This is a genomic window from Sphingomonas tagetis (assembly GCF_024211275.1).
Lineage (GTDB): Bacteria > Pseudomonadota > Alphaproteobacteria > Sphingomonadales > Sphingomonadaceae > Sphingomonas > Sphingomonas tagetis.
In genome coordinates, this window is record NZ_JAMLDX010000031.1 from 1 (window position 1) to 21878 (window position 21878).

17 protein-coding genes and 1 pseudogene are annotated in these 21878 nt (G+C 66.2%); 8 read left to right on the top strand and 10 right to left on the bottom strand.

What is annotated here, in order from left to right; all coding sequences use genetic code 11:
- Positions 1-107, top strand: a pseudogene (locus M9978_RS22035) (IS630 family transposase); the annotation flags it as partial.
- 12 nt (positions 108-119) lie between these two features.
- Here M9978_RS22035 and M9978_RS22040 read toward each other — a convergent pair.
- Positions 120-569 (bottom strand): hypothetical protein, encoded by a 450-nt coding sequence (locus M9978_RS22040; protein ID WP_254297160.1) that lies wholly within the window; start codon positions 567-569, stop codon positions 120-122.
- Between the two features lie 68 nt (positions 570-637).
- Positions 638-1081 carry a DUF6265 family protein gene (locus M9978_RS22045; protein WP_254297161.1) on the bottom strand — a complete coding sequence of 148 codons (444 nt, stop codon included), beginning with the start codon at positions 1079-1081 and terminating at the stop codon, positions 638-640.
- 98 nt (positions 1082-1179) lie between these two features.
- Between M9978_RS22045 and M9978_RS22050 the strand changes: the two genes are divergently transcribed.
- Entirely contained in the window at positions 1180-2727 is a 1548-nt protein-coding gene (locus M9978_RS22050) for a TadA family conjugal transfer-associated ATPase (RefSeq protein WP_254297162.1), read from the top strand.
- Between the two features lie 61 nt (positions 2728-2788).
- Positions 2789-3964, top strand: a complete 1176-nt coding sequence (locus tag M9978_RS22055; protein ID WP_254297164.1) for an aspartyl protease family protein — start codon at positions 2789-2791, stop codon at positions 3962-3964.
- On the opposite strand, the gene M9978_RS22060 is transcribed toward M9978_RS22055, so the two are convergent.
- On the bottom strand, positions 3961-4134 hold the full coding sequence (locus M9978_RS22060; protein WP_254297165.1) for a hypothetical protein: 174 nt from the start codon (positions 4132-4134) through the stop codon (positions 3961-3963). The genes M9978_RS22055 and M9978_RS22060 overlap by 4 nt on opposite strands.
- A gap of 61 nt (positions 4135-4195) precedes the next feature.
- On the opposite strand from M9978_RS22060, the gene M9978_RS22065 reads away from it, so the two are divergent.
- The gene (locus M9978_RS22065) at positions 4196-5023 is read left to right on the top strand and encodes a class I SAM-dependent methyltransferase (RefSeq protein WP_254297166.1); all 828 of its coding nucleotides are present in this window, start codon (positions 4196-4198) and stop codon (positions 5021-5023) included.
- 3 nt (positions 5024-5026) lie between these two features.
- Here the strand turns inward: M9978_RS22065 and M9978_RS22070 are convergent, their stop codons facing one another.
- Positions 5027-6325 (bottom strand): metal-dependent hydrolase family protein, encoded by a 1299-nt coding sequence (locus M9978_RS22070; protein ID WP_254297167.1) that lies wholly within the window; start codon positions 6323-6325, stop codon positions 5027-5029.
- Positions 6326-6363: 38 nt separating this feature from the next.
- Positions 6364-6933, bottom strand: coding sequence for a polyhydroxyalkanoate synthesis repressor PhaR (phaR, locus tag M9978_RS22075; protein ID WP_254297168.1), 570 nt, complete (start codon positions 6931-6933; stop codon positions 6364-6366).
- 25 nt (positions 6934-6958) lie between these two features.
- Here phaR and M9978_RS22080 point away from each other — a divergent pair, with 25 nt between their 5' ends.
- The 3 genes from M9978_RS22080 (at position 6959) to M9978_RS22090 (ending at position 12700) form a co-directional block, all read left to right on the top strand.
- Complete coding sequence (locus M9978_RS22080) at positions 6959-8020, top strand: alpha/beta fold hydrolase (RefSeq protein WP_254297169.1); 1062 nt, start codon at positions 6959-6961, stop codon at positions 8018-8020.
- 29 nt (positions 8021-8049) lie between these two features.
- Positions 8050-9222 (top strand): acetyl-CoA C-acetyltransferase, encoded by a 1173-nt coding sequence (locus M9978_RS22085; RefSeq protein WP_254297171.1) that lies wholly within the window; start codon positions 8050-8052, stop codon positions 9220-9222.
- 217 nt (positions 9223-9439) lie between these two features.
- Positions 9440-12700 carry a TonB-dependent receptor domain-containing protein gene (locus M9978_RS22090; RefSeq protein WP_254297172.1) on the top strand — a complete coding sequence of 1087 codons (3261 nt, stop codon included), beginning with the start codon at positions 9440-9442 and terminating at the stop codon, positions 12698-12700.
- 176 nt (positions 12701-12876) lie between these two features.
- On the opposite strand, the gene M9978_RS22095 is transcribed toward M9978_RS22090, so the two are convergent.
- From M9978_RS22095 to M9978_RS22105, 3 genes are all read right to left on the bottom strand, one after another.
- Positions 12877-13287 carry a hypothetical protein gene (locus M9978_RS22095; protein WP_254297173.1) on the bottom strand — a complete coding sequence of 137 codons (411 nt, stop codon included), beginning with the start codon at positions 13285-13287 and terminating at the stop codon, positions 12877-12879.
- 75 nt (positions 13288-13362) lie between these two features.
- A complete protein-coding gene (gene alr, locus M9978_RS22100; protein ID WP_254297174.1) occupies positions 13363-14397 on the bottom strand; it encodes an alanine racemase in 1035 nt (344 codons plus the stop codon).
- Positions 14398-14433: 36 nt separating this feature from the next.
- On the bottom strand, positions 14434-15981 hold the full coding sequence (locus M9978_RS22105) for an MFS transporter (protein ID WP_254297191.1): 1548 nt from the start codon (positions 15979-15981) through the stop codon (positions 14434-14436).
- 128 nt (positions 15982-16109) lie between these two features.
- Between M9978_RS22105 and M9978_RS22110 the strand changes: the two genes are divergently transcribed.
- Positions 16110-17750: an NAD(P)/FAD-dependent oxidoreductase gene (locus M9978_RS22110; RefSeq protein WP_254297175.1), complete on the top strand. Its 1641-nt coding sequence runs from the start codon at positions 16110-16112 to the stop codon at positions 17748-17750.
- On the opposite strand, the gene M9978_RS22115 is transcribed toward M9978_RS22110, so the two are convergent.
- Together M9978_RS22115 and metH are read right to left on the bottom strand one after the other, a co-directional pair.
- Positions 17704-19128 carry a tetratricopeptide repeat protein gene (locus M9978_RS22115; RefSeq protein WP_254297177.1) on the bottom strand — a complete coding sequence of 475 codons (1425 nt, stop codon included), beginning with the start codon at positions 19126-19128 and terminating at the stop codon, positions 17704-17706. The genes M9978_RS22110 and M9978_RS22115 overlap by 47 nt on opposite strands.
- 95 nt (positions 19129-19223) lie before the next feature.
- A complete protein-coding gene (gene metH, locus M9978_RS22120; protein ID WP_254297178.1) occupies positions 19224-21827 on the bottom strand; it encodes a methionine synthase in 2604 nt (867 codons plus the stop codon).
- Positions 21828-21878: the final 51 nt, after the last annotated feature.

Consider the following 21878-nt stretch of genomic DNA (forward strand, 5'->3'; position numbering starts at 1 on the left):
AACGTTCCGTCGAGGCAACATGGCAGCGCATCGGCATCCTGCTCGATGCCTTCCCACAACACGAATGCGCCAACTACCTCAAAAACTCCGGATATGCTTCAATCTAAGATGATCATGCTCTAGCCCTTCTGATACGTCATCGTCGTGGCGTAAGTCTTGTCGTTCCCGCGCTCGACCTTGAGCGTGTCGCCGTCGCGGGTGAAGCGCAGGCGAGCAACGCCGACCTTGGTCTTCATCTCATAGGTCACGCTCTGCCCGTCGCGGGCGATTTCGGTGAAGGTGCTCGCCGGAATGGTCGGCAGCGCCACCTTGAGCTGTGCGCCGGTGAAGGTGAGGTCAGCCTCGGCGCCCTTCATCGCCGCGCTGCGCCCTTCTTCACGGCAGGCCGCGCCGGCCGAGGTGACCTTGCACTGCATTTCGAGCGCGTCGGTCCGCCAGGTCCCGCCGAGCCAGTCGAATTGCGTTTGCGCGGCGGCCACAGGCGCCGCGGCCGGCTGGGCGGGCGCAGCCGCGACACCGGCGGGCGACATGAACATGGTGATCAGCGACATCAGAAAAGCGAACATCATTTGCCCCGGTTGAATGGTGATGCCCTTCCCTGCCATCGCGGCGGCGGCGCAACCACGGTCAGGATCGGTCAGCGCGCGCGGGCGTAAACCCAGCGCACCGGCTTGCTGCCGTCCGCCAGCGCGATCTCGGCGTGCAGCTTGTTCCCCACTCGCCAATAGCGGATGCGCTGCGGATAATCGTTCGCCACATTGAAGAAGGTGACGCCCGGACCGCGATCCGGACTCCAAGCGAACATCGTCTCGTTCTTGCCATTGGGCAGTGCTATGAAGCCCAGACGGATTATCGGCCCGTCGCCATTGGGGGCAGCCGTTACGATCCGCATGAACTCAAACTCGCGCGTCCTGCCGTCGCGCACCGTCTGGCTGGCGCCGAGCATCGTGCCGCCGCGCGCCGGCCCCCAATGCTCGCAGGTCTGGCGGCCATTTGCCCGCTGCGTACACCAGTCGCCCTCGAGCCAGGCGAGGTTCGGCACCTCCGCCGCAGCGGCCAGCATCAGCCAAAATCCGATCATATCTCCCTCCCTGATGATGCGAATGTCCGCAGATGGTTAGGAAGTTGTCAAATCTTGCCGGTTATCCCCTCCGCAATGGATCAACGCGGGGACAGTGTGTGAGCGCATTCGGACGTCGTAGCGGACCTGGGGCAACGCCCGGCCGGCCGGCCTTCGGGGTCGCGCGCCCGATGCAGGGCGGCAGCGCGGCTTCGCGCACCCCCGAGCCGGCCGGCGGCGAGCAATTCCCGCCGCTGCACGACGTGCCGCTCCCCGGCGCGGGTCAGCCCGCGCCCGACTCGGCCGAGCAGAGCACCGTTCCGCAATCGACCACCGAGGCGATGGCGCGGCTGACCGACCGCCAGAACGCATCGGGCGATGCCGGCGCGTCGCGGATGGAAGGCTTCGAGGCCTCGATCCACCGCATCAAGGAGCAGGTGCTGCCGCGCCTGCTCGAGCGAGTCGATCCGGAAGCGGCATCGACGCTCAACAAGGACGAGCTGGCCGAGGAATTCCGCCCGATCATCGGCGAAGTGCTCGCCGAGCTGAAGCTGACCCTTAACCGCCGCGAGCAGTTCGCGCTCGAAAAGGTGCTGGTCGACGAGTTGCTCGGCCTCGGGCCGCTCGAGGAATTGCTGTCGGATTCGGCGATCAGCGACATCATGGTCAACGGTCCCGACCAGACCTTCATCGAACGCAAGGGCAAGCTCGAACTCGCCAACATCCAGTTCCGCGACGAGGAGCATCTGTTCCAGATCGCGCAGCGCATCTGCAACTCGGTCGGCCGCCGCGTCGACCAGACCACGCCGCTCGCCGATGCCCGCCTCAAGGACGGTTCGCGCGTCAACGTCATCGTGCCGCCGTTGTCGCTGCGCGGCACCGCGATCTCGATTCGTAAATTCTCCGACAAGCCGATCACGCTCGACATGATGGCCGGGTTCGGATCGATGTCGCAGAAGATGGCGACGATGCTGAAGGTCGCGGGCGCCAGCCGCTACAACATCGTCATTTCGGGCGGCACCGGCTCGGGCAAGACGACGATGCTCAACGCGCTGTCGAAGATGATCGACCCGGGCGAGCGCGTGCTGACGATCGAGGACGCCGCCGAACTTCGCCTGCAGCAGCCGCACTGGCTGCCGCTCGAAACGCGCCCGCCGAACCTCGAAGGGCAAGGCGAGATCACGATCCGCGACCTCGTCAAGAACGCGCTGCGTATGCGTCCTGACCGCATCATCCTCGGCGAAATTCGCGGGAGCGAGTGTTTCGACCTCCTGTCCGCGATGAACACCGGCCATGACGGCTCGATGTGCACGCTCCACTCCAACTCCCCGCGCGAGTGCCTCGGGCGTATGGAGAACATGGTGATGATGGGCGACATCAAGATCCCGAAGGAGGCGATCAGCCGCCAGATCGCGGATTCGGTCGACCTAATCGTGCAGGTCAAGCGCCTGCGCGACGGTTCGCGCCGCGTGACCAACATCACCGAGGTGATCGGCATGGAAGGCCCGGTGATCGTCACCCAGGAGCTGTTCAAGTTCGAATATCTCGACGAGAGCGCGGACGGCAAGATCATCGGCGAATACCGCTCGATGGGCCTGCGCCCCTACACGCTGGAAAAGGCGCGCGCCTATGGCTTCGACCAGGCGCTGCTGGAAGCCTGTCTCTAATTGGACATTAACCACGTCTGGTAGGGGTCGCGTCCACGGGCAACAGGCGTAAGATCGCCGCATGAGGTTGCTGCGCACCCTGATCCTGTTGCTGCTGGCGGTGGCCAGCTTTCCGGTGCAGGCCGCGACGCCCGCCGACTACCTCGCGGCCGATAGCGAGGCACGCTGGGTCAGCTTCGAGCTGACTCAGGGCAGCCAGATCCGGTTCCGCACCCTGCTCAACGGCCGCTGGGTCGACGCGATGCTCGACACCGGCGTCAGCGATACCGCGGTCTCGTCGCGCTTCGCCAAAATCGCGGGGATGAAGCCGCTGGTCCGCGCGCGCGCCGATGCGATCGGCGGCGGGATCGGGCTCAGCTGGGCAGCGCTGGAGCGGGTCGAGGTCGGCGGACTGGTCCGCACCGGCGGGCGCATCGCGATCATCGATGCCGATCCGCGCGCGACCGGCGCGGCGGCGGTCGATCTGTTCGTGGGATCGGATTTGCTCGCCGGCCATGCGCTGGAGATCGACTATGCCGCCCAGCGCTTCCGGCTGCTGCCCTCCGGCCGGATGTCGTTCCGCGGGGTGACGCTGCCGCTGCGGCTGGCGGGACCGGCGGCGCTCTATCTGACCGAGCTGTCGCTCGGCACTCGCACCCAGCGTCCGCTGATCGTCGATACCGGCGATGGCGCGATGATGACGCTGACGCGCGCGGCATGGCGCGGCAGCCAGGCGGAGGCCGGGCCGCTCACCACCGCCATCGCTTACGGCATGGGCGGGCAGGTCGAGACCGAGCTGACGGTATTGTCCGAACTGCGCATCGCCACACTCACGGCCAGGGACGTCGAGCTGCGGATCGAGCCCGACAATGGCTTTTCGGCGCGCAAGGGCGCGGTCGGGCGGATCGGCGGCGGGCTGCTGCGGCGGCACCGCGTGCTGCTCGATCCGCGCGCGGGCCGCATGATCCTGGCGGCGGCGCCCGAGGGGGAATGGCCGCTCAACCGATCGACCAGCGGGCTGATGGTAGCGCAGGACGGCGAGCGGCTGAAGGTGCTGCATGTCATGCGCGGCAGCCCGGCGGCGGTCGGCGGCTGGCGGGCGGGTGAGGAGATTTGCGGGGTCGACGGCTCGCCGATCCCCGCCGCCTATTCGGCCAGCGCCATCGCCGGATGGTCGATCGGTGCGCCGGGGCGCGTGGTGCAGCTGGCGCTGTGCGATGGCGGGATGCGGTCGCTCAAGCTCGCGCGCTTCTATTAGCCCTTGATCGCGAGCGCGGCGGTCACCACGGCGCCGAGGATCGCCATGATCTGAATGAAGGTCCACGGCATGAAGCCGACCGCGTCGGCCTCGCTGCGCCGTGCGCGCCGCCAGTCAGCCACGCCGCTGCCCGCCGCCAATGCGAGCCATGCGCCTACCCCAATCCACATCGGACCTTGCATCGCCCTGCGCTCCGTTTCACCTGTTACCACAGAACAGAGAGGAGCCCGTATGCGCTACACCCTGCCCGCCGTCGCGATCATCGCCGCCGCCCTTGGCACCGCCGCGATCGCCGCGCCACAGATGGGATCGGTCAGCCAGGATTTGAAGGACGCGGTCGCCGCGCCGACGCGCAATCCCGCGAACACCCCGCGCGACAAATATCGCCACCCCGCCGAGACGCTCGCCTTTTTCGGCGTGAAGCCGACCGACGCGGTGGTCGAGCTGTGGCCCGGCGGCGGCTGGTACACCGAAATCCTCGCGCCCTATCTCAAAAAAGGCCGCGGCACCTTGTGGGCAGCGGCGCCCTGGCCGGACGGGATCAAGGGCGCGCAGAATCTGCGGTTCAAGGACTCGCCTACTTATGGCGAAGTCGCCTTCGCCGCCTTCCCGGTGTGGAACGAGGGCGAGCCGAAGATCCGCGACAACAGCGTCGATGTGGTGCTGACCTTCCGCAACGTCCACAACTGGCGGATGGGCTATCAGCGGCCGGACAAGCAAGACTATGCGCCGGAAGCCTTCAAACAGGCGTTCGCGATGCTCAAGCCCGGCGGCACGCTCGGCATCGTCGATCACCGACTGCCCGAGAACGCCAGCGCCGAGCGCGAGCGGACCAGCGGGTACATCAAGACGTCGACGATCAAGAAGCTCGCAGCGGATGCGGGGTTCAAGCTGGTCGGGGAGTCGGAAATCAACGCCAACCCCAGGGATAGCGCCGACTGGGCGAGCGGCGTATGGACGCTGCCGCCGACCTACCGGCTCAAGGATGTCGACCGCGCGAAGTACGAGGCGATCGGCGAAAGCGACAGGATGACGTTGAAGTTCAGGAAGCCGGGGTAAGGGCTACGGCCCCTTGTGCACCACCCCGGCGCGCATCACGAAGCCGACCGATTTCAGCATCCGCACATCGGCCAGCGGATCGCCGCTGACCGCGATGATGTCGGCGCTCTTGCCGGGCTCGATGCTGCCGACCTCTTTGGCGAGGCCAAGCAGGTCGGCGGCGTTGACCGTCGCCGCGGCGATCGCCTGCATCGGCGTCATACCGTGCTTGACCATCAGCTCGAATTCGTCGGCGTTGCGGCCGTGCTTGGAGACGCCGGCATCAGTGCCGAAAGCGATCTTCACCCCCGCGGGGACCGCCTTTTCCAGCGCCTTACCGGTGATCGAGATGCGCCAGTCGATCTTGGCGCGCACCTCGGGCAGATAGGCGTTGGGGTCCTTCGCGATCCGCTCCAGATAGCCGTTCACGGTCGAGAGCGTGGGGACGTAATAGGCGCCGGTCTTCTTGAACAGCGCGAGGCTCTCGGCATCGAGCAACGTGCCGTGCTCGATCGAATCCGCACCCGCGCGCAGCGCCACCGCGATGCCGTCCACGCCATGCGCGTGGACCGCGACCTTCTTGCCATAGAGATGCGCCGTCTCGACGATCGCCTTGGCCTCGTCGTCGAACATCTGCTTCCCCAGCCCGGCGCCGATGCGGCTGTTGACCCCGCCGGTGGTGGCGATCTTGATGACGTCGGCGCCGCGCCCGATCTGGCGCCGCACCGCCTTGCGGCATTCCTCGGGTCCGTCGCACAGATTTTCGGTGCCGACGGTCGAATGGAGATGATCGTCGAGCCCGAGCCGCGCGTCCATATGGCCCGACGTGGTCGAGATCGAGCGGCCCGCATCGACGATCCGCGGCCCGTCGGCCCAGCCGCGCGCGATCGCCTCGCGCAGCGCCAGCGTCGCACCCTCGTCGCCGAGATTGCGCACCGTGGTGAAGCCGGCGAGCAGCGTCTTGCGCGCGTTCCACAGCGTCTCATAGGCACCGAGCTGGTCGCTTTCGGTCAGCTCGGCGAGCAGCCCTTCCTGCCCCGCGCGGTCGGAACTCAGATGCACATGGCTGTCGATCAGTCCGGGCAGCACCGTCCGGTCGCGCAGATCGATCACCGGCGCGTCGCCCAGCGGCGTGACATGGCCGTCATAGACGCCGACCACCCTCCCGGCACGGATGGCGATCGTGCTCGCCCCGCGCGGCTTCTGGCCGGGACGGTCGAGCAGCTTGCCCGCATGGATGTAGCGGTCGACCGCGGGCGCAGCGGTTTGTGCATAGGCGCCGCTCGCAAGCAGCAGCGCGGCGGTCAGTGCGATGGCCTTCATGCGTTCCCCCGAATTTGTTTCGGAAGAAACTATGAGGCTCAGCTGAGCTTGTCGACCTGATCCTTGAGCGCGGACAGCTGCGCCTTCAGCGCCGCAATTTCCTCGTCCTTGCTCTTCTCCGGCGCGGGCGCTGTTGCCGCGGCGGGGGCGGCAGCGCCAGCCGCGCCGGGCTTGAACGCCTCTGCCGCAGCCTCGAACATCGCCATGTTGCGCTTGGCGATCTCGGCGAAGGGCGAATTGGCGAACGCGCCCTCGACCGCCGACTTGAACTGCTCCTGATTGCGGCGGAAGCTGTCCATCGACGCTTCGAGATAGCCCGGGACCATCGCCTGCATCGAATCGCCATAGAGCGCGATCAGCTGGCGCAGGAAGCTGACCGGCAGCAGCGTCTGGCCGCGCGCTTCCTCTTCCATGATGATCTGGGTCAGCACATTGTGCGTGATGTCTTCTTCGGTCTTCGCGTCGATGACCTTGAAGTCGCGGCCCTCACGCGTCATCGCGGCAAGATGATCGAGCGTGATGTAGGACGAGGTTTCGGTATTGTAGAGCCGGCGGTTGGCGTATTTCTTGATAATGACAGGGCCGTCGGTGTTCGCGGTCTTCTTCATATTGGCCCCCAGATATGCGTTTGACATGCCTGTAACACCTTTCGATGCCGCACCGCAACAAGGCCCCCGCCCGCTCCCTCTCTTTCTGGGACTGTTGCGCAGCGAAACCGCAGCATCGCCCGAACGCCGCGCCGCGGCATTGGCGGGCCTCACGGCGTATCAGGCCGCACGCCGGCCCGGCGCGCGGCGGCCGATGCCGGTGGCCGCACGGGCCGGCCGTGCGACGCTGCGCGACTATGGCGGTGCGGGAGCGCCGGTGGTGTTCGTCCCCTCGCTGATCAACCCGCCGCTGATCCTCGACATGCCCTATCGCCGCTCGCTGCTGCGCTGGCTGTCGCGGCAGGGCGTGCGGCCGCTGCTGGTCGACTGGAGCGAACCGACACCGCAGGATCGTGCGCAGGATGTCGCGCAGCATGTTGAAGACATGCTGATTCCGCTGCTCCGCAGCATCGGTGAGCCGGTGGCGCTGGCGGGCTATTGCCTGGGGGGCACGATGGCGCTGGCGGCAGCGTGCGCCGTACCGGTGCGCGGCGTCGCGCTGATCGCCGCGCCGTGGCGGTTCTCGGGTTTCGGCGCCGAGGCGCTCGGGCGGATCGACGAACTGTGGCACGCCGCGCAGCCGACCTGCGAGCAGCTGGGGCTGGTGCCGATGGAGGTTCTCCAGTCGGGCTTCTGGCAGCTCGATCCGGCGCGCACGATCCTCAAATATGAGCGCTTCGGACGTCTCGATCCCGACAGCGCGCAGGCGAAATCCTTCGTGGCGATGGAGGATTGGGCCAACGCCGGTGCGCCGCTGACCTATGCCGCCGGGCGGCAGATGTTCGATGATCTGTTCAGCGCCGATCTGCCCGGGCGCGGGCAATGGCGCATCGCGGGCCGGATCGCCGATCCCGCCGCATTGCCCTGCCCCGCGGTCGAGTTCGTGTCGCTGACCGACCGCATCGTTCCCGCTGCCAGCGCCGCCGGCCTGCACGACCGGCGCGAGCTGCGGCTCGGCCATGTCGGGATGGTCGTCGGCTCCTCGGCCCGATCGTATCTTTGGGAACCGCTTGCGCGCTGGCTTACGGCGCTGCCGCACATTAGATAGCGGCCAAACCCCTCTCGGAGTCGCACGCCATGACCGAAGTCGTCATCACCGCCGCCAAGCGCACCCCTGTCGGCAGCTTTCTCGGCGCCTTCGCCAGCACGCCCGCGCACGAGCTCGGCCGTGTCGCGATCGAGGCCGCGCTCGCACAGGCCGGGGTCAAGGGCGACGAAGTGTCCGAAGTGATCCTCGGCCAGGTGCTCACCGCGGCGCAGGGCCAGAACCCGGCGCGGCAGGCGTCGATGGCGGCGGGCGTGCCCAAGGAAGTGCCGGCCTGGGGACTCAACCAGGTGTGCGGCTCGGGGCTACGAGCGGTCGCGCTGGCGGCACAGGCAATCCAGACCGGCGACGCCACCATCGTCGTTGCCGGCGGGCAGGAATCGATGTCGCTCTCGGCGCACGCGCAGAACCTGCGCGGCGGCACGAAGATGGGTGACCTCGGGCTGGTCGACACGATGATCAAGGACGGCCTGACCGATGTGTTCAACGGCTATCACATGGGCATCACCGCCGAGAATCTGGCCGAGCAATATCAGGTGACGCGCGGCGAGCAGGACGAATTCGCGGTGCGCTCGCAGAATCTCGCCGAAGCCGCACGCTCGGCGGGGCGGTTCAAGGACGAGATCGCGCCGGTGACGATCAAGGGCCGCAAGGGCGACACAATCGTCGATCAGGATGAATATATCCGCGCCGGCGCGACGCTCGACGGCATCGCCGGGCTGCGCCCCGCGTTCAAGAAGGACGGTTCGGTCACCGCGGGCAATGCCAGCGGTCTCAACGACGGCGCCGCCGCTTTGGTGGTGATGAGCCGCGAGGAGGCCGAGAAGCGCGGCGCCCCGATCCTCGCCACGATCAAGAGCTGGGCGACCGCGGGCGTCGATCCGTCGGTGATGGGCATCGGCCCGGTGCCGGCGACGAAAAAGGCGCTGGAGAAGGCCGGCTGGACCGTCGCCGACCTCGACCTGATCGAGGCGAATGAGGCGTTCGCGGCGCAGGCGCTGTCGGTCGGCAAGGAACTCGGCTTCGATCCCGACAAGGTCAACGTCAATGGCGGCGCGATCGCGATCGGCCACCCGATCGGTGCGAGCGGCGCGCGGGTGCTCACGACTCTGCTCTACGAAATGCAGCGCCGCGACGCCAAGAAGGGCCTCGCGACTCTGTGCATCGGCGGCGGCATGGGGATCGCGCTCTGCGTCGAGCGATAACACCCATTTTAACGATTGTTTCAAAAGTAACGCGCTAGGGCGCTTTGGCGTCCGATTATGTCGTGCGCGCCACTGTGCGCCACGAAGATGTGGCAATGTTGCAACAGCGAGCGAGGGAAGTGTCCGTTTGCGGCCCCTTTTGCTTGCCACAGCATGAACAGGCGGTTTCAATAGCGACATTCCGGACTGTGTCCGGAGTCTACCTTAGGGGATCCATATGAATATCAGCCGCCTTCTGACGGCCACCGCGCTCGCCAGCGCGAGCTTCGTCATTCCGCAGACCGCGTTCGCGCAGGACACCGGCGACGCCGCGGCAACCGAGGAAACCGACGAGACGATCGTCGTCACCGGTTCGCGCATCCGCAACGCCAATGCCGAATCGGCCGCGCCGATCACGACGGTCACTGCAGAAGAGATCTTCGACAGCGGCCGCGTTTCGGTCGGCGACGTGCTGAACGACCTGCCGCAGCTGCGCACCACGCTGGGTTCGCAGAACTCGACCGGCGGCCTCGGCACGCGCGGGCTGAACTTCCTCGACCTTCGCGGCCTTGGCCGCTCGCGCACGCTGACGCTGATCAACGGCCGCCGTCAGGTTTCGGCCGACATCATCAACGGCGTGTTCTCGAACCAGGGTTCGTCGATCGACATCAACACGATCCCGACCGACCTGATCCAGAGCATCGACATCCTGACGGGCGGCGCCTCGTCGATCTACGGTTCGGACGCGATCGCTGGCGTGGTCAACTTTCAGTTGAAGGATGACTTCGAGGGCATCAAGCTCACCGGCCGCGCGGGCATCAGCAAGTACGGCGATGCGGGCAACCAGTATCTGTCGGCCACCGTCGGCACCAACTTCGCCGATGGCCGCGGCAACATCGCGCTGAACGCCGAATTTGCGCACCAGGAGGATTATTACGCCTCGGGCCGCTGGAACCTGCGCCAGAACGACGCCTATGTGATTGTTGATACCGACACGACGCCTTCAGCCGACAATGTGTTCGACCGCGTCTATTATCGCGATCTGCGCAGCACGACGATCTCGCTCGGCGGCCAGCTTGGCTTCCGCTACGCGAACACCCCGACGGCGCCGTGCGGCGTCGATGCGGTCGGCTCGTCGTTCACCTGCGCCTTCCTCTTCAACCCTGACGGCACCCTGACGCCGCAGACCGGACTGCGCGTGGGCCTCGGCCCGAACGGCAACTTCGTCGGCGGCAACGGCTCGTCGAGCCGCGAAGGCCAGCTGACCGTGCTGTCGCCGGACCTCAAGCGCTATGTCGTCAACCTGATCGGCCATTTTGAGGTTTCGCCGGCATTCGTGCCGTTCGTCGAAGCGAAGTATGTCCGCACCGAGGCGTTCGGTTCGCAGAGCGGCCCGTTCTTCTCGCAGGGCCAGACGCTTGGCGACAATACGACGGGCATCGCCGGCTTCGCCGGAACCTATGACCGCTCGTACGCCAATGGCACCTATGTCGGCGGCGTGCTGCAGCCGACTGCCGTCAACCGCGAAGGCATCCGCCTCGACAATCCGTATCTGAGCGCGAGCGCGCGGGCGACCATCACGGCGCAGCTGCTAGCAGCGCTCAACTCAGGCACCACGGGCGTCAACCCCAACACCGGCACCGCCTTTAGCGGCGCAAACGCAGCGGCTGACCGCGCGGCTGCCATTGCGCAGGTCAATGCCGGCACGTTCCGCTTCTCGCTGCGCCGCAACTGGCTCGACCTGGGCACGCGCGACGAAATCATCAAGCGCGATACCTACCGCTTCGTCGGTGGTGTGAAGGGCGATTTCTTCGACGACTTCAACTATGAGTTGAGTGTCAACTATGGTGAGCATCGCGAGCACAACACGATCACCGGCAACATCAACCGCCAGCGCCTGTTGCTGGCGATCGACACGACCCGCAATGCGGCCGGTCAGATCGTCTGCCGTTCGCAGATCGATGCGGCCTATGCCGGTGTGGACCGCGGCGGCAACCCCGCGCAGCTCGCAGCCGACATCGCGGCTTGCGTTCCGCTGAACCCGTTCGGCGAAGGCTCGGTGTCGCAGGCGTCGAAGAACTATCTGCTGATGAACACCGTGGCGGACGGCAAGGCGACTCAGTTCGTCGTGTCGGGCTTCGTCGGCGGCACGCTCAGCAAGCTGTTCGATCTGCCGGGCGGCCCGATCGGCTTCGCGATCGGCGGCGAATATCGCCGCGAGACGCTGGCCTATGACCTCGATGACCTGACCTCGGCCGGCTATGCGTTCTACAACGCGCTGCCCGAGTTCAACGCACCGTCGTTCGAAGTGACCGAGGCGTTTGGTGAGCTCTCGCTGCCGCTGCTCAAGGACTTCCCACTGGTCCAGGAACTGACCATCCACGGTTCAGGCCGGATTTCGAAGTACAAGGGCAACGATGATCTGACCTATGCTTATGGCGGCGACGTCGTGTGGAAGCCGGTCCAGGACATCACGATCCGCGGCGCCTATTCGCGTTCGGTTCGCGCACCGTATATCGGTTCGCTCTACACGCCGCAGGCCCAGAACTTCTTGGGCAACGCGCTTGATCCGTGCTCGGCGCGTAACCTCGCTACTGGCTCGTCGACGCGTGCGGCGAACTGCACGGCTGCAGGCGCCCCCGCAGGCTATGACTTCGTCTACACGTCGTCGCTGGAGTACCGGAACGGCGGCAACCCGGACCTGAAGCCTGAAAAGGCGGATTCATACACCGCTGGCGTGGTCCTGCAGCCGCGCTGGGTGCCGGGTCTGACGATCTCGGCCGACTATTACGACATCCAGGTGAACGACGTCATCTCGACGGTCGCGGCACAGACGATCCTCAACCAGTGCTACGACTCGCCGACCCTCAGCAACCCGTTCTGCGCGCTGTTCCAGCGTGCCGGTTCGGGTGGCGGTCCGCGCGGCGAAATCCCCTTCCGCATCTTGGAAGGCTCGCTGCTCGCGTCGCCGGCCAACTATGCGAAGTTCAAGGTTCGCGGCGTTGACGTCAACGTCGGCTACAACCGCAAGTTCTCATGGGGCGAGATCGCGCTGAAGGGCATCTACACGCATGTCATTCAGAACGACGCCTTCCAGGATCCGACGCGTCCGAACTTCAAGAACGTGTTCACCGGCGAGCTGGGCGATCCGCAGGATCAGTTCAACATCACAGCTGATGCGAAGTTCGGCAAGGTTCGCGTCGGCTACACGATGCGCTGGATCGGCAAGCAGTATCTGAACACCTGGGAAGACTATAACGCCGTCAACGGCCAGCCTGCCCAGAACACCGACTATGCCGACATCAAGTTCTACCCGGTCGTGACGTATCACGACGTTCGCCTGGGTTATGAAGTCAACGAGCAGTTCGACTTCAACCTTGGCATCAACAACGTCGGCGACACCGTGCCGCCTTACGGTCTGACCGGCGTCGGCGCCGGCTCGGGCATCTACGACAACCGCGGCCGCTTCTTCTACGTGGGCGCCACCGCGAAGTTCTGATCGCCCGGCGATCGAACGGAATATGGGGCCGGAGAGAAATCTCCGGCCCCTTTTTTTGTCTTGCCATTTCCGGATGCGGGTCGGCGGGCAGACCGCACAAAAAAGGCCGCGCCTCCCAGAGGCGCGGCCCATCCGATCAGCCCCCGTCAGCGATGCTGCCGGGTTAGTTCTCCCGATCAGCGCGCGCTGGTGCGCACGCGCTCATAGGGCACGAACTCGCCGAGCAGCACAAAGCCGCTCCACATTCTCGAGCCGCGGTCGACCAGGTCGATCTTGTCGATGTTGCACAGCTGCGAGCCGTAGAGCGTCGTCACGAGGATATCGTCATCGTCGAGCCGATCAGCGCCCGAAGTCGGGCGGTTGACGTAGAGCTTCGAGCCGACGCGATAGACGATCGCCGTGCGGTCGATCACCGTGGCGTTCTGCAGCGTGTGGTTGGTCAGGCACTTGACCGGCTTTCCGGCGACGCGGCCTTCGAGCATCTTTTCGAGCTGGGCTTCGCCCTTGGGGTCGGGCTTGTCGCCCGCCATCGCTGCGCCGGGTAGCGCCAGCACTGCGAGCGAGGCTGCGGTAAGCAATGCGCGCATGGGAATTCTCCACTTCCGATTATCGGGAAGATGGTGCGCTTTCGCCCCTTTCGCAATGCTGAACCAATTACGGAGTCACGCCCAGATCCGGTCGAACCGCGCGCCCAGCCCGGTAATCAGCTCATATTGCGACAGGCCCGACAGCGCCGCCGTTTCGGGCAGCGCATAGTCCATCGCCACCCAGTCGCCCTCCGCAAGGTCGGGTGCCGCGCTGACGTCGAGCGCGACGAGGTCCATCGACACGCGGCCGATCACCGGCAGCGCCAGTTCGCCGACATGCGCCCCGCCCTTGCCCGAGAAGCAACGCAGATAGCCGTCGGCATAGCCGAGATTGACGATCGCCAGCTCGGTATCGGCCGACGCCGTCCAGGTCGCATTATAGCCGACGCGCTGGCCGGTGGGCACCAGCCGCCGCTGAAGGATCTGCACCTCGGGCTTCACCACTTGGCGGATGCGGCCCTCGAATGCGGCCACCTGCACGCCGCCATAAAGCGCGATGCCCGGCCGGGTGAGATCGAACGCATAGTCCGGCCCCAGCGCGATTCCCGCCGAATTGGCGAGGCTCATCCGCCGCGCCGGGGTGCGGCCCGCGAGCGCGACAAAGGCGTCGCGTTGCGCCGCATTTCCCGGCACATCCTCGTCCGCGCTGGCGAGGTGGCTCATCAGCGTCTCGATATCGAGGCCGTCGAGCAGCCCCGCGGCGACATCCTCGGGCCGCAGCCCCAGCCGGTTCATGCCGGTATCGACCATGACGTCGCATGCCCCCCCGCCCGCCTCGCGCCAGCGCCGCACCTGCTGCACGGTGTTGAGCACCGGCCGCGCGGTGACGACGTTCAGCGCGGCCGGCAGGTCCTCGTCGCGCACGCCGTGCAGCACGCAGACGGTCACGCCGAGATCGGCGAGCGCCAGTGCCTCGGCCCAGGTCGCGACGAAGAAATCGCGGCATCCCGCCGCCGCCAGCCGCGCGACGACCTCGCGCGCGCCAAGGCCATAGCCATTGGCCTTGACCGCGGCGCCGCACGCCGCGCCGCCGCTCATCGTGGCGAGCGTCCGCCAGTTGGAGACGAGCGCGTCGCCGTCGAGCGCCAGGCGGAGTGGAGCCGGAATCATCGCGCCCCGGTTAGGCGGTCCGTCCCCGCGCCGCAATCACACGTTCTTGTGGAGGTCGCTTTCCTTGAGGAAGAAGATGGTCACCACCAGTGCCATCGCCACGACGATCCACGTGTACCATAGCCCCGAATAGGGATCGCCGCTCTTGGCGACCATATACTGGCTGATCAGCGGCAAGAACCCGCCGAAATAGCCGGTGCCGATATGATAGGGAATCGACATCGAGCTGTAGCGGATGCGCGGCGGGAACAGCTCGGTGAGAAGCGCCGCGACCGGGCCATAGGTGGCGCCCGACAGCGCCGCCAGCGCGACGATCGCGATCAGGATCAGCACGATATTGTCGATCGTCGGCACGACCTTGCCGAGCTTGTAGCCCGCGTCCGCCAGCGCCGCGTCGATATCGACGGCGGTGTTCGACACCACCGGTACGCCGCCGACCGAGACCGATGCCGAAGGCGTCACCGCGGTCGTGTAGGGAATACCCTTTTTCGAGAGATAGTCGATCAACTGGCCACAGGTTTCGGCCTGCTCCTTGGCCGAGGGGTTGTAGGTGCAGGCCGGTCCCGACACGACCACCGGCGCCTTGCGCGCGGCCTGAGCGAGATCGGGGTTGGCGGCGAAGCCCATCGCCCAGAACAACGGGAACAGCATCAGCAGCGTGAAGCCATAGCCGATGATGATCGGCTTCTTGCGCCCGATCCGGTCGGACAGCTTGCCGAACACGATGAACCAGAACAGCCCGGCGAGCGCGCCGCCGCCGACCAGCAACTGTGCCGCCACGGGTTCGACGCGCATCGCGCCCTGCAGGAACGACAGCGCCGTGAAGGTCGCAGTGTACCAGATCACCGTCAGCCCCGCAGCGATGCCGAACAGCGCGACGAACAGCCGCCGCCAGTTGCCAGGATAGGTGAAGCTTTCCTTGAGCGGGTTCTTGGCGATCTCGCCGGCTTCCTTCATCGCCTTGAATACGGGGCTTTCGGAGAGCTTGACGCGCATCCACAGCGAAATGGCGAGCAACGCGATCGAGAACAGGAACGGCAGACGCCAGCCCCATTCCTCCCATGCGCCCGCCGGCACGGCGAAGCGGCAGATCAGCACCACCGCGACGCTCAGCACGAACCCGGCCGAGACCGATGCCTGGATGAAGCTGGTATGATAGCCCGCCTGTCCCTTGGGCGCATGTTCGGCGACATAGATCGCCGCGCCGCCATATTCGCCGCCGAGCGCCAGCCCCTGCAGGATGCGCAGCCCGATGACGATTGCCGGCGCGGCGACGCCGATCGAGGCGTAGGAGGGCACGAAGCCCACCCCCGCCGTGGCGACGCCCATCAGCGTGATCGTGACGAGGAAGGTATATTTGCGCCCGAGTTTGTCGCCGAGATAGCCGAACAGCACCGCGCCAAGCGGCCGGAAACCGAACCCGACCGCGAACCCCGCCCAAGCGTAGAGCGTCTCCATCACCGGATTGCCGGTCGCGAAGAAGGTTCTGCCGATGATGCCGGAGGCGGCGAGCGTGCCGTAGATGAAGAAGTCGTACCATTCGAACACCGTGCCCAGCGACGAGGCGGTCACCACCTGCCGCATCTCGGCCTTGCTCGGTTCGCGCACCGCGCCGGTATCGTCCGCTATCGTCGCCACCAGATTCCCCCCAACCCGTTTGGCGAAGGGTTTAGCGGGTTGGGAAAGGCGATCAATCCTCCTACAGCGAACCCATGCTCCGCCTGTCCGGCCTCTCCCTCCCGCTCGACCACCCTGCCGATGCGATCCCGCCCGCGATCTGCCAGCGGCTCGGCATCGCGCCCGACGACCTGCTTGGCTGGACGCTGTACCGCCGCGGCAATGATGCGCGGCGGCGCGGTGCGATCTTGCTGGTCTATACGTTCGACGTGGAGGTCGAGGACGAGACGGGGGTGCTGGCGCGCTTCGCCGGGGACAAGGATGTCCGCCCGACGCCCGACATGGCCTATCGTGCGCCGGTCACCGCGCCGTCGGGCTGGCCAAAGGGCCAGAACGCGAAACGCCCCGTGGTAATCGGCGCGGGGCCGTGCGGGCTGTTCGCCGGGCTGATCCTTGCGCAAATGGGGTTTCGCCCGATCATCCTCGACCGCGGCAAGGTCGTGCGCCAGCGTACCAAGGACACCTGGGGCCTGTGGCGGCGGGGCGAATTGAACCCCGACAGCAACGTCCAGTTCGGCGAGGGCGGCGCAGGCACCTTTTCCGACGGCAAGCTCTATTGCCGGGTGAAGGACCCCCGCTTCCTCGGCCGCAAGGTGCTGGAGGAGTTCGTCAACGCCGGGGCGCCCGACGACATTCTCTGGGAAGCGCACCCGCATATCGGCACCTTCCGGCTCGTGACGATGGTGGAGAGCCTGCGCGCGACGATCGAGCAGCTGGGCGGCGAATATCGCTGGCAGACGCGGGTCGATGATATCGAGCTCGACGCCGAGCGCCGCGTGCGCGGGCTGCACCTGCACGATCTCGTCGAAGGTGGGGGCGGCTTCCTCGAAACCGATCATGTCGTGCTCGCGGTTGGGCACAGCGCGCGGCCGACTTTCGAGATGCTCCACCGCCGCGGCGTGAATCTTGAGGCCAAGCCGTTCTCGATCGGGGTGCGGATCGAACATCCGCAGGGCTGGATCGATCAGGCGCGCTTCGGCAAATGCGCGAAACATCCCGATCTCGGCCCCGCCGCCTACAGCCTCGCGCATCACTGCGCCAATGGCCGCACCGTCTACAGCTTCTGCATGTGCCCCGGCGGGCGCGTCGTCGCCGCCACCAGCGAGGAAGGACGCGTCGTCACCAACGGCATGAGCCAATATTCGCGCGCCGAGTTCAACGCCAATTCCGGCCTCGTCGTCGCGATCGACCCGGCGCGCGATTATCCCGGCGGGCCGCTGGCGGGGATCGAGTTCCAGCGCCACTGGGAAGACCTCGCCTTCATCGCCGGGGGATCGAACTATCGCGCCCCCGGCCAGCGCGTCGGCGACCTGCTCGCCAGCCGCGCCTCGACGGCGCTGGGCGAGGTGGTCCCGAGCTACAAGCCCGGCGTCACCATGACCGACCTGTCGGCGTGCCTGCCGCCGTTCGTGATCGAGGCATTCCGCGAGGCGCTGCCGGTGTTCGGCCGCCAGATCGCCCGATACGATCATCCCGACGCGGTGATGACCGGGGTCGAGACGCGCACCTCCTCCCCCGTCCGCATCACCCGTGGCAAGGATTTGCAGAGCCTCGACACGCCCGGCCTGTTCCCCGCCGGCGAAGGCGCGGGCTATGCCGGCGGCATCCTTTCGGCGGCGATCGACGGGATCAAGGTTGCGGAGGCGGTGGCAGCGAGCATTGCGTCGGTGCAGTGAGCGCCTTGCCGGTGCCCTGCCCAACGCTCCACGCCGCCTTCACCTGACTGGCAAAGATCACGCTGAACTGGCGCATTTCCGTCTGCGCAGCCCGCGAAAAGCCGACAAAGCCGGCCATCCGCGCCCGCACGCCATCGGCCGCAGCGCGATAAAGACGCGGGAGTTCGGCGCTTCCCGCGCTTTGCCGTCTGAGCGTTTCGGCGAGATGCCAACGCGCGTTGATCCGCCAGGGATGCGAGGGCGGCACGGTCTGGTCGAAAATCGCCACGGCCTTGCGCCGCAATCCCGCCGCCTCGCTCAAGCATCCCCGCGATTCCAGCAACGTCGCCATACCGGCATAGCTTGCGGCCAGCGAAGTCGGTGAGCCCCGGTTGGCTTCGTAGGTGCGGATTGCCTGTCGATACAGGCTCGCAGCTTCATCCCATCGCTTCACGCGCACCAGGACGTTGGCAAGATCGACGGTGACGCCCACGACCCGCGGATGATCGGCCGGAAACGCGGCCTCGACGATCGTCAACGCGAAGCGCAACCGATCCTCCGCCTCCTTGTATTTCCCCTGCGGCGCCAACGCCCTGGCCAGCATGCTGTAGCGTTCGGCGATGATCGGATCGTGCGGAAACAACATGGTTTCCGCCATCTGGATCGCCCGCCGCAAGATCGGCTCCGCTTCGGCGTAGCGCCCCTGCTGATTCAAATTCTCGCCCAGATTGGCGATGCTGGCGGAGATCGTGGGATCGCCCGCCGGCATCGTCCCTTGAAACAGCGTCAGCGCCTTGCCTTGCAACAGCTCGGCAGCTTCGTAACGGCTCTGGCGGCTCAGGCTGATCGCCAGGGCATAATAGCTTTGCGCGAGGTCGACCGGATCGGCCGGTTCGCGGCTGCCAAGTTCGATTGCGCGCAAATACAGCGTCTCGGCCTCCGCATAACGGTCCTGCTCGTCGATGTTGAAGGCGAGATTGCGCAGGATCCGGACCCGATCACGGTCACTCGACGAACTCCCCGCTTCGATGATGGCGAGCGCGCGGCGATATGCCGCCTCGCCCTCACGATGACGGCCCGTCTCGGTGAGGATCATGCCGAGCATGTCGAACGTGGTGGCGATGTCGCGATGGCCCAGCGGCAGCGTGCGCTCCGCCAGCATCCCTGCGGCCCGCGCATAACCCTCGGCAGCGCTGAATTCGAGCGCGCGGCGAGCAGTAGCCGACAGTTCCAGCAGCACATCGAGGCATTGATCGGCACCGGGCGCCGATTGCTGGCAGGCCGCCAGATCGGACCGCAACGCCGCTAGCGCGCCACGGTCGTCGCTGATGTCCTTGGCGGCGCGCACCGCGTCACCGACCGGCCAGCGCTCCGCCGCCTGCGCAATCAGCGGAGTCACCAGCAGCAGGAAAAGACAGCCCAACCGAGTCGATCGCATCCGCCGATGCTAGGCGGGAAACAGGTCGCGATGAACTGTCCTTTCCTGTCCTTCACTCAATCCAGATTGGGCCGCAGCCAGCGCTCGGCCTGCTCGATGCTCACCCCGCGCCGCACGGCATAATCCTCGAGCTGGTCGCGGCCCACGCGCGCCACGCCGAAATATTCCGCCTGCGGGTGCCCGAAATAGAAGCCGCTGACCGCCGCAGTCGGCAGCATCGCGAAGCTTTCGGTCAGCGTCGCGCCCGTGGCTTGATGCGCGTCGAGCATCTCGAACAGGATCGGCTTGAGGCTGTGCTCGGGGCAGGCTGGATAGCCCGGCGCCGGGCGGATGCCGCGATACTGCTCCTTGATCAGCGCCTCATTGGTGAGCTGTTCGCCCTCGGCATAGCCCCACAGCGCCGTCCGCACGAAATGGTGGAGCCGCTCGGCGAACGCTTCGGCGAGGCGGTCGGCGAGCGCCTTGAGCAGGATGTCCGAATAGTCGTCGATCGCGTTCTTGAAGCGCGCCAGATGCGGTTCGATGCCGTGGATCGAGACCGCGAAGCCGCCGATCCAGTCGCCGTCGCGATCGATGAAGTCGGCGAGGCACATATTGGCGCGGCCCTCGCGCTTGGCGATCTGCTGACGCAACATCGGCAGCGTGACATGCTTCTCGTCCTCGACATGGACGATGATGTCGTCGCCGTCGCGGCGGCACGGCCACAGCCCGGCGACGCCGCGCGCGGTCAGCCATTTGTCCTCGATGATCTTGTCGAGCATAGCCTGCGCATCGGCGAACAGCGACGATGCGCTCTCGCCGACCACCTTGTCCTCGAGAATCGCGGGATAATTGCCCGCCAGCTCCCACGCGCGGAAGAACGGCGTCCAGTCGATATATTGGCGCAGGTCTTTGAGGTCCCAGTCGGAAAAGGCGTGGATGCCGGGCATGCGCGGCTTGCCGGGCTTGAGGCTCATATCCGCCTCGAACGCATTGTCGCGCGCGGTTTCGAGCGGGAGCAGCTCGCTCTGCCCCTTGTTGGCGCGCGCCTGACGCACCGCCTCATATTCGCCGGCGATCTTGGCGACATAGTCGTCGCGGATCGTCTCGGAGACCAGTGTCGTCGCGACGCCGACCGCGCGGCTGGCGTCGAGCACATGCACGACCGGACCGTCATAAGCGGGCGAGATGCGCAGCGCGGTATGCACCTTCGACGTGGTCGCGCCGCCGATCAGCAGCGGCATCGTCATCTTCGCGCGCTTCATCTCCTCGGCGACGGTGACCATCTCGTCGAGCGACGGCGTGATCAGGCCGCTCAAGCCGATCATGTCGGCATCATTCTCGTTCGCCGTTTCGAGGATCTTCGACCACGGCACCATCACGCCCAGATCGACCACCTCGAAGCCGTTGCACTGAAGCACCACGCCGACGATGTTCTTGCCGATGTCATGCACGTCGCCCTTGACGGTCGCCATGATGACCTTGCCCTTGCCCTTCGCGCCCGGCTCCTTCGACGCCTCGATATAGGGCAGCAAATGCGCGACGGCCTTCTTCATCACGCGCGCGGACTTGACCACCTGCGGCAGGAACATCTTGCCCGATCCGAACAGGTCGCCGACGACGTTCATGCCGTCCATCAGCGGGCCTTCGATCACTTCGATCGGCTTGGCGGCCTTGAGCCGGCACTCCTCGGTATCCTCGACAACATATTGGTCGATGCCCTTGACCAGCGCATGTTCGAGCCGCTTCTCGACCGCCCAGCCGCGCCATTCCGCCGCCTGCTTCTCGGCCACGACATCGGTGCCGCGGAACTTCTCGGCGAGCGCCACCAGCCGGTCGCCGGCCTCGGGATCGCGGTTGAGGATCACGTCCTCGCAGGCGGTGCGCAGCTCCGGCTCGATCTGGTCGTAAATGTCGAGCTGGCCCGCGTTGACGATCGCCATGTCGAGTCCGGCGGGGATCGCGTAATAGAGGAAGACCGAGTGCATCGCGCGCCGCACCGGCTCGTTGCCGCGGAAGCTGAACGACAGGTTTGACAGCCCGCCCGAGAAATGGACGTGCGGGCAGCGCGCCTTGATCACCTTCACCGCCTCGATGAAGTCGACGCCGTAATTGTTATGCTCCTCTATCCCGGTCGCGACCGCGAAGACGTTGGGATCGAAGATGATGTCCTCGGGCGGGAAGCCGATGCCCATCAACTCCTTGTACGCGCGTTCGCAAATCTCGATCTTGCGCGCCTGGGTGTCGGCCTGCCCGACTTCATCGAACGCCATCACCACGACCGCCGCGCCATAGGCCATGCACTTTCGCGCATGCTCCAGGAACTGCGGAACGCCTTCCTTCATGCTGATCGAATTGACGATCGGCTTGCCCGAGACGCATTTGAGGCCCGCCTCGATCACCCCCCATTTGGAGCTGTCGATCATCACCGGCACGCGCGCGATGTCGGGCTCGGCGGCGATCAGCTTGAGGAAGGTCGTCATCGCCTCATAGGCGTCGAGCAACCCCTCATCCATGTTGACGTCGATCACCTGCGCGCCGTTCTCGACCTGTTGGCGCGCGACCTCGACCGCCTTGGTGTAATCGCCGGCCATGATCAGCTTCTTGAACGCCGCCGAGCCGGTGACGTTGGTGCGCTCGCCGATATTGACGAAGGCGGTGGAGGTGGGGGTCGAGGTCATTGTTTCTTTCTTCCTCCCCTCCCGCTTGCGGGAGGGGCCGGGGGAGGGTCT

What these genes read in the sequence shown, in the direction of transcription:
- M9978_RS22040 (WP_254297160.1), bottom strand. Translation starts at nt 569, where the DNA reads ATGATGTTCGCTTTTCTGATGTCGCTGATCACCATGTTCATGTCGCCC.
- M9978_RS22045 (WP_254297161.1), bottom strand. Translation starts at nt 1,081, where the DNA reads ATGATCGGATTTTGGCTGATGCTGGCCGCTGCGGCGGAGGTGCCGAAC.
- M9978_RS22055 (WP_254297164.1), top strand. Translation starts at nt 2,789, where the DNA reads ATGAGGTTGCTGCGCACCCTGATCCTGTTGCTGCTGGCGGTGGCCAGC.
- M9978_RS22060 (WP_254297165.1), bottom strand. Translation starts at nt 4,134, where the DNA reads ATGTGGATTGGGGTAGGCGCATGGCTCGCATTGGCGGCGGGCAGCGGC.
- M9978_RS22065 (WP_254297166.1), top strand. Translation starts at nt 4,196, where the DNA reads ATGCGCTACACCCTGCCCGCCGTCGCGATCATCGCCGCCGCCCTTGGC.
- M9978_RS22070 (WP_254297167.1), bottom strand. Translation starts at nt 6,325, where the DNA reads ATGAAGGCCATCGCACTGACCGCCGCGCTGCTGCTTGCGAGCGGCGCC.
- phaR (WP_254297168.1), bottom strand. Translation starts at nt 6,933, where the DNA reads ATGAAGAAGACCGCGAACACCGACGGCCCTGTCATTATCAAGAAATAC.
- M9978_RS22080 (WP_254297169.1), top strand. Translation starts at nt 6,959, where the DNA reads ATGCCTGTAACACCTTTCGATGCCGCACCGCAACAAGGCCCCCGCCCG.
- M9978_RS22085 (WP_254297171.1), top strand. Translation starts at nt 8,050, where the DNA reads ATGACCGAAGTCGTCATCACCGCCGCCAAGCGCACCCCTGTCGGCAGC.
- M9978_RS22090 (WP_254297172.1), top strand. Translation starts at nt 9,440, where the DNA reads ATGAATATCAGCCGCCTTCTGACGGCCACCGCGCTCGCCAGCGCGAGC.
- M9978_RS22095 (WP_254297173.1), bottom strand. Translation starts at nt 13,287, where the DNA reads ATGCGCGCATTGCTTACCGCAGCCTCGCTCGCAGTGCTGGCGCTACCC.
- alr (WP_254297174.1), bottom strand. Translation starts at nt 14,397, where the DNA reads ATGATTCCGGCTCCACTCCGCCTGGCGCTCGACGGCGACGCGCTCGTC.
- M9978_RS22105 (WP_254297191.1), bottom strand. Translation starts at nt 15,981, where the DNA reads ATGCGGCAGGTGGTGACCGCCTCGTCGCTGGGCACGGTGTTCGAATGG.
- M9978_RS22110 (WP_254297175.1), top strand. Translation starts at nt 16,110, where the DNA reads ATGCTCCGCCTGTCCGGCCTCTCCCTCCCGCTCGACCACCCTGCCGAT.
- metH (WP_254297178.1), bottom strand. Translation starts at nt 21,827, where the DNA reads ATGACCTCGACCCCCACCTCCACCGCCTTCGTCAATATCGGCGAGCGC.